Here is a 10,788-nt window from a genome sequence, read left to right on the forward strand (position 1 = left end):
GCGTGTGCCAACTCGAGTGTCGGCCCGGGCCAGGGCGAGGTGTCGGGATGGCCGTATTTCGACCACGTCTTCGATGCACAACGCGGTCAGCAGAACTACAACCGCGCCGCGAGCTGTTCTATCGACTCGTCGCCGACGAACGCCGACGCGAGCGATGCTTCGGCTCGCCTGAGTCGATACGAGAGCGTCGAGCGTGGAATTCCGACCCGCTCCGCGAGTTCCGAGAGTTCGATCTCCCGTGGCGTCTCGTAGTAGCCGTGTTCGACGGCGGCTGCGAGGGCCTCACGCTGCTCGAGCGGGATCGATTCGTCGGGGGCGATCCCGTTTCGGCCGGGATCGAGTTCGGTCAGTCGAAGCATCTCGATGCCGGTACACTCGCCGACTTCCTCGCCCAGCGCGTCGAAGAAGTCGTGGATCGGCGCGTCGCTGGCGAGGACGATCCGCCAGCGGTAGCGCCGGCCCTCGCGGTAGGTCTCGAAGAGGAGTCCGTCACCGAGGTGCTCCAAGGCGACGTGGGGCACCGACGTACAGAGCTCGGTGCGCTCCCAGTAGGTGTAGACGACGAGTTCGTCGCTCGAGCGGTCGAGGACCTGCACCTCGCAGTCGGCGCCGCAGTCGTCCTTGACGAGACAGTCCGCGAAGTAGTCGGCGTTCGCGTAGGCGCGTTCTAGGGCCTCGAGGGCGTTGTCGGGGCCGGTCGCGTGGTCGACGCGCCAGAGGCTGTCGGCGCTGACGTGACAGGATAGCGAGCGGACCGCGGTCTCGGGATACTCGGCGAGTACGTCGGCAACCGGGTTCGTGCCCGGTTCGTACTCGAGGGCGAAGACGAATTCTCTCATAGGAACGTGTAGGGTGGCAATCGACAAAGGCTGCTCGCTCGTCGACGCCGGCCGTCGAACAGTCAACAGGAGAAATCGCCGGGCCAGGTTAGGCGAAGGTCTTCGAGATGTCGTCGGTCTCGTCGGAGTCGGCCTGGACTTTCTCCCAGGCGTTGTGGAAGTCTTGCATCTGGATTTCGGTCCGGTCGTCGCGGATGGCGAACATCCCGGCTTCCGTACAGACGGCCTTGATATCGGCGCCGGAGGCCTCCTCGGCGTCGTCGGCCAGTTGCGCGAAGTCGACCCCGTCGGCGACGTTCATGTCGCGCGTGTGGATGTCGAAGATGATCTCGCGGCCTTCGTCGTTAGGCTTTGGCACTTCGATGAGTCGGTCGAAGCGACCGGGTCGGAGGATGGCCCGATCGAGCATGTCGAAGCGGTTGGTGGCGGCGATGATGCGGATCTCGCCGCGATCCTCGAAGCCGTCCATCTCGCTTAACAGTTGCATCATCGTCCGCTGGACCTCGGCGTCGCCGGAGGTCTTCGATTCGGTTCGCTTGGCGGCGATGGCGTCGATCTCGTCGATGAAGATCACCGCAGGCTCGTGTTCGCGAGCGACGTCGAACAGGTCACGGACGAGTTTCGCACCCTCGCCGATGAACTTGTGAACCAGTTCCGAACCGGCCATCTTGATGAAGGTGGCGTCGGTCTGGTTGGCGACGGCTTTCGCGAGCATCGTCTTACCGGTCCCTGGTGGACCGTACAGCAAGACGCCGCTTGGCGGATCGATCCCGACATCCTCGAAGGCGTCGGGCTTCTCTAAGGGCATCTCGACGGTTTCTCGAACCTCCTGCATCTGCTCTTCGAGTCCGCCGATATCCTCGTAGCTCACCTCGGGGCTCTCGGTGACTTCCATGACGCGGGCGCGAACGTCGGTCTCACTCGAGAGCGATTTGACGATCGACAGCGAGTTGTTGACCGCGACCCGATCGTCGGGGTCTAACTCCTCGCGCATCTCTTCGGTGACCTCGGTCAGTGCCTCCTGGTTGTTCCCGTGCTGTTTGATGATGACGCCTTCGTCCGTGATCTCTTGGATCGTGGCGACGAACAGCGGGGACTGTTTCAGTTTCTTGTTCTCGTGGGTCAGCCGCTCGAGTTTCTGCTGGTACTTGTTGTTCTCGGCGTTAGCATCGAGGAGCTTGTCCCGCATCTCCTCGTTTTGGGCCTCGAGGATCTCCAGGCGTTCCTCGAGCGTCTGGATTTTCTCCTGTTGGGACGCCTCGTCCTCGTCGTATGGGAGGTCGACGTCGTCCACAGTGTCGCTCATCACCCGTCCATTGGGTGTTGGTTCATAAGAGACTTCGGGTCGGCACAGTTCGCCGAGAATTATAACTGAAGGACATAATACGAAACAGAAAATATTATCACCCTGTATTCGATACGAGTATACGATGAGTGCTTCAGAGTCGATCTCGCAGGACGCCGACACCCCGGGAACCTGGGACGACGTACGCGATCTTCCCCCGAGTGCAAAACTCGTCGCAAAAGTTCTCGAGTACAACGACACGATGACCCAACAGCAACTCGCCGACGAGACGATGCTGCCCTCGCGGACGGTTCGGTACGCACTGAACCGCCTCGACGAAGAAAACGTCATCGACTCCCGGTTTTCCTTCTCGGACGCTCGAAAGCGCCTCTACAGCCTGGATATCGAGTCCTGATACGGTTTACTGTAAGTCATTTCCGGCCCAGCCGCGACCCGGGCGGCGGCTGGGCCGGTAACTCGTTACAGTAAACCGTATGACTCGTTTCTCGTCGTCGCTATCGTTTCGGTTCGCTTCACTTTCACCGCGGTCGCGGAATCCCTTTAGGGACGGCCGACCAACCACCGTGCAATGACACGGGTGCTCCACACGGGCGATACCCACATCGGCTATCAGCAATACAACTCGCCCGCGCGCCGCCAGGACTTCCTCGAGGCGTTCGAGCAGGTCGCCAACGATGCCATTGCCGACGATGTCGACGCCGTAGTCCACGCCGGCGACCTCTTTCACGACCGACGACCGAGTTTGATCGACCTTCAGGGCACCGTCGAGATTCTGCGAACGCTCGCCGACGCCGACGTGCCCTTCCTCGCCGTCGTCGGCAACCACGAGGGTAAACGCGACGCCCAGTGGCTCGATCTCTTTGCCGATCTCGGGCTGGCAACCCGACTCGACGCTGAACCGACGGTAATCGGCGATGTCGCCTTCTACGGGCTCGATTTCGTCCCACGGTCCCGTCGCGAGGACCTCGAGTACGAGTTCGCTCCGCTCCCGGACGACGCCGAGTACGCCACGCTCGTGAGCCACGGCCTCTTCGAACCCTTCCCCCACGCCGACTGGGATACCCAACGCCTGCTCGCCGAATCGACCGTCGACTTCGACGCCGTCCTGCTCGGGGACAACCACGACGCCCACACCGCCCAAGTCGACGACACGTGGGTCACCTACTGCGGGTCGACCGAGCGCGCGAGCGCGAGCGAGCGCGAACCGCGGGGGTACAACTGCCTCGAGTTCGACGAGGAGGTTGCGATCTCCCGACGCGGGCTCACCTCGACCCGGGAGTTCGTCTTCGTCGACGTCGAGTTGGCCGAGAGCGAGGGGGTCGACCGCGTCCAGGAACGGGTTCGCCAGCACGAGGTCGACGATGCCGTCGTCGTCGTCACCATCGAAGGCGACGGCCGGCCGATTACGCCGGCGTCGATCGAGGAGTTGGCCATCGACCGCGGTGCCCTCGTCGCCCGCGTCAACGACCGACGCGAGCTCCCCGACGAGGAAGAGGCCGTCTCGGTGAGCTTCGCCGATCCCGACGACGCCGTCCGCGATCGAATCCGCGATCTCGGGCTCAGCGACGCGGCCCTCGAGATCGACGAGACGGTCCGTGACGACGATCTGGCCGACGCCAACGTCCGCGAGTCGGTCGAGCGCCGCGTCAGGGAGCTACTTGAGGACGACGACGCGGCATTCGAGCCGGCACCCGAACGCGAACCGAGCGACGAGAACGTGACGACGGTCGCGGACCAACTCGATGACTCCGGGTCGACGGCCGACAGCGAGGAGAGTCAGACCCCTGAAACGAGTGTGACACCACCGGATAGCGATCAGGAAGCCGATCCCGACGCTGCAGACGCCTCGCTGGGTGATTTCGCGTGAGAGTGGATCGGGTTCGCCTGCAAAATTTCAAGTGCTACGGCGAGAGCGAACTCGCCCTCGAGCGCGGCGTGACGATCGTCCACGGCGTCAACGGCAGCGGGAAGTCGACCCTGCTCGAGGCGGTCTTCTTCGCGCTGTACGGTTCGAAATCCCTCGACGACCGCACCTTAGACGACGTGATCACGACCGGTGAAGACGAGTGTGAGATCGAACTCGCGTTCGCCCACGACGGGCTGGACTACCGCGTCGAACGCCACCTCAAGCGCCGCGGTGACCGGGCGACAACCACGAAATGTGTCCTCGAGACGCCCACCGAGACGATCGAAGGGGCTCGCGACGTCCGCCACGAGATCACGACGCTCCTGCGGATGGACGCCGAAGCGTTCGTCAACTGCGCGTACGTCCGCCAGGGCGAAGTCAACAAGCTCATCCACGCCTCGCCCAGCGACCGCCAGGACATGATCGACGACCTCCTGCAACTGGGTGCCCTCGAGGAGTACCGCGAGCGCGCAAGCGACGCCCGGCTGGGGGTCAAGACCGTCCTCGACGGCCAGCAGGAAGTCATCGACGACGTCAGCAAGCAAGTCGAACAGAAAGAACAGAAAGAGCTTCACGACCGTCTCAACGGCCTCGAGTCGCGACTGGCCGAGATCAGCGAGGAGATCGACCGCTACGAGCAACAGCGCAAACAGGCCGTCGAAACCCGCGACACCGCGATCGAGGTCCTCGAGCGCCACGAGGAAACCCGCGAGGAGATCGACACGCTGGAAGCGGATATCGAACGCCTTCGCTCGAAGATCACCGAGACCGAACGCAAACGCGAGGATGCCGGCGATGCGATCAGCGAGCTCGAGACCGAACGCGAGGAACTCGCCGACGAGCGCGACGAGCTACTCACCGAGATCGACGCCGACGCCGGTTCGGACTCGGTCGACGGCGTCGACGAGGACGCGCTCGAGCGCCGGATCGACGACCTCGAAGCCCGCGACGAGGACCTGCGGGACAACCTCGAGGACGTTCGCGTCGAGATCAACTCGAAGACCGAGGCGATCGAACGGCTCCGCGAAGCGGCCGACGACTGCGAGACGAAGGCCGAACAGGCCCGCGAGGAAGCCGCCGATCTCGCCTCGACACTGGCGGCCGACGAGGCGACGATCGAGGACCGCGAAGCCAAACTCGAGACACTCGCCGAGGAAATCGAGGCCGCACGCGAGCGGTTCGAGGACGCGCCGATCGCGTTCGGCGAGGCCGACACCCACCTCGAGGACCTCGAGGCCGACCGCGACGATCTCGAGGCAGAGCGCAACGAACTCACGGCCGAGATTCGGACGGTCGAAGCTACCATCGAGGAGGGCGAGCGCCTCCGCGAGGAAGGGAAGTGCCCCGAGTGTGGCCAGCCCGTCGAAGAGTCCCCCCACGTCGACGTGCTCGAGGACAAACGCGAGGCACTCGCCGATCTCGAGAATCGGCTCGAGGACCTCGAGGCCGATCGCGACGATCTCGACGAGCGGATCGCTCGCGCCGAACGGCTTCGCGAGGCCGAGCGACGCGTCGATCGCCTCGAGAACAACCGCGAGAACGTCACTCAGTTGCTCACCGAGAAACGCGAGGCCCTTGCCGACCGGCGCGAGCACCGCAAGCAGTTGCGCGAGGACGCGAGCGAGTACGCGGCCGACGCCGAGGAAAAACGCAACGAGGCGGCCGAGATCGAGGACGAACTCGAGGCGACGCGGTCGCGGATCGGCGAGATCAACACCGAACGCGCCGAGATCAAGAACACTCTCGAAACGTACCATCGGCTCCAAGAGATCGTCGCCGAACGCGCGGATATCGCGAGCGAGATCGAGACGCGACGCGAGCGGCGCCAGGATTGGGGCAAGATAAACGACGAGCGCCGCGAGACGCTCTCGGACAAACGCGACCGCAAGCGAGATCTCGAGGACGAGTTCGACGAAAACCAGGTCGAAACGGCCCGCGAGGACAAGCAAAAGGCACAGAGCTACATCGAGAACGTCGACGAGAAACTCGACGAACTCGACGCAAACCGCGACGAGATCCAGAACGCCATCGGCGCCGTCGAGAACGAACTCGAGGAACTCGAGCGCTTGCGCGACCGTCTGGCTGCCCTCGAGGATCGGTACGCGAAACTCGAGTCGCTGTACGACGAGGCAGAGACCTTGCAGACGACCTATGGCGAGTTGCGCTCGGAGCTGCGCCAGCGAAACGTCGAGACCCTAGAACGACTTTTGAACGAGACGTTCGATCTCATCTACCAGAACGATTCGTACGCCTCGATCGAACTCGACGGCGACTACCGGCTGACGGTCTATCAGAAAGACGGCGAGGCGCTTGATCCCGAACAGCTATCGGGCGGCGAACGTGCGTTGTTCAACCTCAGCCTCCGGTGTGCGATCTACCGGCTGCTGGCCGAAGGCGTCGAGGGAACCGCCCCGATGCCGCCGCTCATCCTGGACGAGCCGACGGTCTTTCTGGACTCGGGCCACGTCACGCAACTCGTCGAACTGGTCGAGTCGATGCGCGACCTCGGGGTCGAACAGATCGTCCTCGTCAGTCACGACGAAGAACTCGTCGGTGCGGCCGACTCGGTGGTCCGCGTCGAAAAGGACGCGACGTCGAATCGGTCGCGACTCGAGCGCGACGAGACGCCGGCGGCGGCGCTGCTTGCGTCCGATTGAGCGATCACGTCGATCGAGTCCGTCGATTCATACGGTCTGCTGTACGTACGTCATTTCCGGCGCAACCGCGAGCCATCCTGCGGTAGCGCCGGTACATCGGTACAGCAGTCCGTATCAGGGATCGAACTCGAGATCGCTACCCTCGGTGGCGGTATCAGCGAGCGTTTCGGAGGCGTCGCTCGATCGCGATCCGGACGACGGGTCGGCGAGTGCGTCGAGCGCCGTCGTACACGTCTCGGTGGTCCGGTAACCGCGCTGGCCGTCGACATCGGTCTCCTCGAGCAGCCCCGACGCTTTCAGCACCGTCAGCTGACCGTGTAGATCACTCTCACAGACATCGTAGGCGTCGAGCAGCGTCCGAACGCCGAGTGGCCCGCGCGCGTCGAGTTCGACGAGCAACCCGAGGGTGTGCTCGTCGTGGACGCTCGTGACGAGGCTGCGAACCGAGTCGGGAATCATCGTCGCAGCCGTCTCGAGCGGCCGTTCGTCGACCGACTCGAGGCGGTCGTTTTGGATGTAACACTCGTTGCCACTTTCGGGATCGCGAACGAGACTCGCGTGATCGGCGTGTTTGAGCAACAGGTAGCGTCTGCCGGTGTCGTCCTGGACGGTTTGCATGGGTGGGGTCCGTCGTCTGCTATCGGTAATGGGGGCAGCGGGTTTAGAAGTTTTCGTGGGCGTCGACCGTCCCCAGCCAGGAACCGCCTCGCCAGTAGAGCCACGGGCCGAAGGTCATGTACGCGAGTCCGAGGATCAGGAGTGCGAACGGAAAGGAACGGTTGGCAAATTCGGGGACGAGAATCGCCAGCACGTGGACGACGCCCATGATGGCGGCGTCGCGGGCCAGCAGATCGGGATAGGGGATTCGCGAGACCATGAGATAGCAGAACGCGCCCGTGATCGCGAGGACGAGCACGGGACCGGCGACATCGGCGAGGATCGCGGCGCCGAGAATCGTCGCCGCGAGCGTCGTCTGGACGCCTTCGGTGTAGGCTTCGGCCGTGTCGTAGGCGGTGTAGAGCCCGAGCCGCGCAACCGCCATCGCGACGAACAACGCACAGACGACCGTCACGAGCAAGAGCGCGGGGGAGACCGCCTCGAAGCCGATTCCAAGGCCGTCGCTGACGACGACGAACGCGAGGACTGCCGGTGCGACCGCAAAGGAGGCGACATCGGCCAGCGAATCGAGATAGGGGCCGGCGTCGGTGCCGCCGTACCGTCGCGCGAGGATGCCGTCGAGTCCGTCGGCGACGGCCGCCAGCAGGATGAGTCGCGCCGCCAGGTCGATGTCGACGAACGCGACGACGACCGCGACGAATCCCAACGCAGCGTTGGCGACCGTCACTGCGTCGGCGACGCCGAGGCGGCCGACGAATCGAGGAAGCATGTTCCCGGATTCGGCGGGCACCCTTCTTACCTGTTTTCGTTTTCGGTTCCGGTCGACTGGGAACGAACCGGGTTCGTTATATCACGACCCGCCTAACCCAGCGACATGAACCGGCGTTGCTATCTCGCCGCTGTCGGGACTGGCGCGGCCGTGAGCCTCGCAGGCTGTTCGTCCGTGCTCTCTGCCTTCGACGACGACGAACTCTGTCGCGGCGAGGACTGCGACATCGGCATGACCCGCAACGAATTCGTCCCCGAAACGTACGAGGCACGCGTCGGCGAGACCGTCGTCTGGAAGAACACGAGCGGCGCCGACCACACCGTGACGGCCCTCGAGAACAGCGTTCCAGACGATGGGGCGTACTTCGCGACGGGCGACTACGACGACGAATCGACCGCTCGAGACGCCTGGCACGAGTACCGGGGCGGTCGTCTTGGCACTCGAGAGACGTTCGAACACACGTTCGCGGTCGCCGGCACGTACGACTATATCTGTGAACCCCACGTGACGGGCGGTATGATCGGCTCTGTCGTCGTGACCGAGTGAGAGCGTCTCGGTGGCACGAAATCGAGTTCGGGGCCGCGGACTACTCCTCGAGCTGGTCTTGGAGTCGATTTTTGGCTTCCGTTCGGCGCTTCCGGGAGAAGTCGGGAGCGTCACCAGAGAAGTCGACCTCGATCTCGTCGAGCGTTCGTCGGTAGATGTTCGTTCGGCGACCCTCCTCGGAAAGCTGTCGGCCCTCACAGGTCAATAGTCCGGCGTCGACGAGTTCCTCGATACGGCGGTAACACGTCGCAATCGGAATTCCGACGTTCTCACTGAGGGTCTGTGCTGATTTCGGCGTGCCAGCTTCACAGAGAATCTTGGCGCTGTACTTGTTGCCAAGCGCCGAGAGGACGGCCGCCGAGGTCACGTCGTTTCGCTCCGAACGGGACATCGTTCTTCTGTTATCAATTATCAAAATTGAATCTTATGGTTACCGTGAATGATTCGACAGGTGGTACATATCGATCAGTCCGGTCGTGTAATGTGGAACGGCAGCCCTTCGATGCCGTCGCGCTGGAATGCATCGATCGTCGAGTTGACCTCGTGATACTCGAGGATGTTCTCCTGGATCATTCGTTCGATGATGTTCGAGCGAAACTCGAGGTCGTCGTAGATGTCGCGGGTGTCGGCGTAGCCAAGCAGGGTTGCGATCTGTTCTTCGAGCACGTACGAGTTGTTCATCCCCTGGAAGACGATTTCGTCTTCGACAGGATCCCAGTAGAACACCTGACGGGTAACGACGCCTTCCATCTCCTCGGAGTAGCCTTCGATTTCCTGGACGCTGGTAACGCGTCGCAAGACGTCGTCGCCCTGCTTGACCCGGTTCTGGAAGAGTGCAACGTCGGCGTTGTCCATGAACGTCTCCGGGACGTTGATCGGATCGCCGGTAAAGCGCTGGATCATCGAGACAATGTCGCTCGCGTGGAACGTCAACATGACGGGGTGGCCGGTCTGGGCTGCCTGGAAGGCCATCCGACCCTCCTCACCACGAACCTCACCCACGACGATGTACTCGGGGCGAGAACGCAGCGCCGCCTCGACGAGATTGAACATGTCGACATCCGCGCTGTCCTCGCTACGGCTCTCACGGGTCAGTAGCTGCTGCCAGGTGTCGTGTGGGGGCAGGACCTCCGCGGTGTCTTCCGCGGTGTAGATCTTCGAGTCCCGCGGAATGAACGTCATGATGGAGTTCAGCGTCGTCGTCTTCCCCGACGCCGTCTCGCCGACGACGAAGACGGTTCGTTCGTTCTCGAGACAGAGCCAGAGATAGGCCGCAAGTTGCGGCGAGAGCGTCCCCCAGTTCGTAATCTGGGTCACCGAGAGCGGCACCTCGTCGCCCTGACGGATGGTGAGACTCGGCCCTTTCACACTGACGTCCGAGCTGTAGATGACGTTCAGACGCGAGCCATCGGGAAGCGTGGAGTCGACGATCGGTTCGGCGTCGGTCATCGGATTCCCGATCCGTTCGCCCATATTGGAGAGCCAGTTGTCGAAGTCCTCGGCCGTGCCGAAATCGACCGTCGTTTCGACCATGCCATAGACCCCGTGGTCGACGTAACACTCGTTGGGGCCAATGACGTGAATGTCTTCGTTTGCCGGATCGCGCATCACCGGCTCGAGCGGTCCGAGGCCGACGATATCCCGATTGAGCCGATACCGAATATTCTCGTAGGTTTCCTGTGGAACTTCCTGGATGCCGGGATGGAATCGGATCTTCAACTGCTCGAGAACGTTCTCTACCTCCTCACCTTTGATGTGGGTCGTCTCGTTGAGCAACTCTTCGATCCGGTCGCCGTACTCGGCGTCGCCGTCGGGCGCTTTCTTCGCCGCACTCTTGCGAAGCAAGGAGTCTTTGACCGTCTGGAAGACGTCCTGTTCTTCCTCCGAGAGCGTCGGCTCGACGGCGAAGTACTGCATCTTGGTTCCGACATCGCCGTAAATATGGCTGTATATCGGGCCGCCAACGGGATAGAGGACGTTCGGATGTGCCGTCTCGTATTCCGCGGTCGGCTCCTGAATCAACACCGGGAACTCGCCGGTGATTTGCCTGAACTTCTTCAAGTGTTCGCGGAGGTGTGGCCGACGGGCAGCAAGTTCCTGTAGCTCGTCCGACGGTTTCGGCCGTCCCATTTCCGTCATCGATCGAC

10 protein-coding genes are annotated in these 10,788 nt (G+C 62.8%); 4 read left to right on the top strand and 6 right to left on the bottom strand.

The features are described 5' to 3' along the window. Positions 1-95: 95 nt before the first annotated feature. Both D8Y22_RS20840 and pan1 read right to left on the bottom strand, forming a co-directional pair. Complete coding sequence (locus tag D8Y22_RS20840; RefSeq protein WP_141466559.1) at positions 96-839, bottom strand: helix-turn-helix domain-containing protein; 744 nt, start codon at positions 837-839, stop codon at positions 96-98. Between the two features lie 88 nt (positions 840-927). After that, the gene (pan1, locus tag D8Y22_RS20845; RefSeq protein WP_141466560.1) at positions 928-2,145 is read right to left on the bottom strand and encodes a proteasome-activating nucleotidase Pan1; all 1,218 of its coding nucleotides are present in this window, start codon (positions 2,143-2,145) and stop codon (positions 928-930) included. A 124-nt stretch (positions 2,146-2,269) separates the two neighbouring features. Here pan1 and D8Y22_RS20850 point away from each other — a divergent pair, with 124 nt between their 5' ends. The 3 genes from D8Y22_RS20850 to rad50 all read left to right on the top strand — a co-directional run bounded on the left by D8Y22_RS20850 (position 2,270) and on the right by rad50 (position 6,708). Then, positions 2,270-2,539: a MarR family transcriptional regulator gene (locus D8Y22_RS20850; RefSeq protein ID WP_141466561.1), complete on the top strand. Its 270-nt coding sequence runs from the start codon at positions 2,270-2,272 to the stop codon at positions 2,537-2,539. Positions 2,540-2,713: 174 nt separating this feature from the next. Beyond that, a complete protein-coding gene (mre11, locus tag D8Y22_RS20855) occupies positions 2,714-4,012 on the top strand; it encodes a DNA double-strand break repair protein Mre11 (RefSeq protein WP_141466562.1) in 1,299 nt (432 codons plus the stop codon). Beyond that, complete coding sequence (gene rad50, locus D8Y22_RS20860) at positions 4,009-6,708, top strand: DNA double-strand break repair ATPase Rad50 (protein WP_141466563.1); 2,700 nt, start codon at positions 4,009-4,011, stop codon at positions 6,706-6,708. Before mre11 ends, rad50 begins: the two co-directional genes overlap by 4 nt. 114 nt (positions 6,709-6,822) lie before the next feature. Here the strand turns inward: rad50 and D8Y22_RS20865 are convergent, their stop codons facing one another. After that, the gene (locus D8Y22_RS20865) at positions 6,823-7,326 is read right to left on the bottom strand and encodes a DUF7346 family protein (RefSeq protein WP_141466564.1); all 504 of its coding nucleotides are present in this window, start codon (positions 7,324-7,326) and stop codon (positions 6,823-6,825) included. A gap of 43 nt (positions 7,327-7,369) precedes the next feature. Further along, positions 7,370-8,095 (bottom strand): protein sorting system archaetidylserine synthase, encoded by a 726-nt coding sequence (locus D8Y22_RS20870; RefSeq protein WP_141466565.1) that lies wholly within the window; start codon positions 8,093-8,095, stop codon positions 7,370-7,372. Positions 8,096-8,200: 105 nt separating this feature from the next. Between D8Y22_RS20870 and D8Y22_RS20875 the strand changes: the two genes are divergently transcribed. Continuing rightward, positions 8,201-8,641, top strand: coding sequence for a cupredoxin domain-containing protein (locus tag D8Y22_RS20875; RefSeq protein ID WP_141466566.1), 441 nt, complete (start codon positions 8,201-8,203; stop codon positions 8,639-8,641). 40 nt (positions 8,642-8,681) lie between these two features. Here the strand turns inward: D8Y22_RS20875 and D8Y22_RS20880 are convergent, their stop codons facing one another. Both D8Y22_RS20880 and D8Y22_RS20885 read right to left on the bottom strand, forming a co-directional pair. Further along, a complete protein-coding gene (locus D8Y22_RS20880; protein WP_141466567.1) occupies positions 8,682-9,032 on the bottom strand; it encodes an ArsR/SmtB family transcription factor in 351 nt (116 codons plus the stop codon). A gap of 74 nt (positions 9,033-9,106) precedes the next feature. Next, positions 9,107-10,780 carry a type II/IV secretion system ATPase subunit gene (locus tag D8Y22_RS20885; RefSeq protein ID WP_141466568.1) on the bottom strand — a complete coding sequence of 558 codons (1,674 nt, stop codon included), beginning with the start codon at positions 10,778-10,780 and terminating at the stop codon, positions 9,107-9,109. Positions 10,781-10,788: the final 8 nt, after the last annotated feature.

The sequence above is a fragment of the Salinadaptatus halalkaliphilus genome (assembly GCF_006543045.1).
In the GTDB taxonomy this organism is placed as follows: domain Archaea; phylum Halobacteriota; class Halobacteria; order Halobacteriales; family Natrialbaceae; genus Salinadaptatus; species Salinadaptatus halalkaliphilus.

What these genes read in the sequence shown, in the direction of transcription:
- D8Y22_RS20840 (WP_141466559.1), bottom strand. Translation starts at nt 839, where the DNA reads ATGAGAGAATTCGTCTTCGCCCTCGAGTACGAACCGGGCACGAACCCG.
- pan1 (WP_141466560.1), bottom strand. Translation starts at nt 2,145, where the DNA reads ATGAGCGACACTGTGGACGACGTCGACCTCCCATACGACGAGGACGAG.
- D8Y22_RS20850 (WP_141466561.1), top strand. Translation starts at nt 2,270, where the DNA reads ATGAGTGCTTCAGAGTCGATCTCGCAGGACGCCGACACCCCGGGAACC.
- mre11 (WP_141466562.1), top strand. Translation starts at nt 2,714, where the DNA reads ATGACACGGGTGCTCCACACGGGCGATACCCACATCGGCTATCAGCAA.
- D8Y22_RS20865 (WP_141466564.1), bottom strand. Translation starts at nt 7,326, where the DNA reads ATGCAAACCGTCCAGGACGACACCGGCAGACGCTACCTGTTGCTCAAA.
- D8Y22_RS20870 (WP_141466565.1), bottom strand. Translation starts at nt 8,095, where the DNA reads ATGCTTCCTCGATTCGTCGGCCGCCTCGGCGTCGCCGACGCAGTGACG.
- D8Y22_RS20875 (WP_141466566.1), top strand. Translation starts at nt 8,201, where the DNA reads ATGAACCGGCGTTGCTATCTCGCCGCTGTCGGGACTGGCGCGGCCGTG.
- D8Y22_RS20880 (WP_141466567.1), bottom strand. Translation starts at nt 9,032, where the DNA reads ATGTCCCGTTCGGAGCGAAACGACGTGACCTCGGCGGCCGTCCTCTCG.
- D8Y22_RS20885 (WP_141466568.1), bottom strand. Translation starts at nt 10,780, where the DNA reads ATGACGGAAATGGGACGGCCGAAACCGTCGGACGAGCTACAGGAACTT.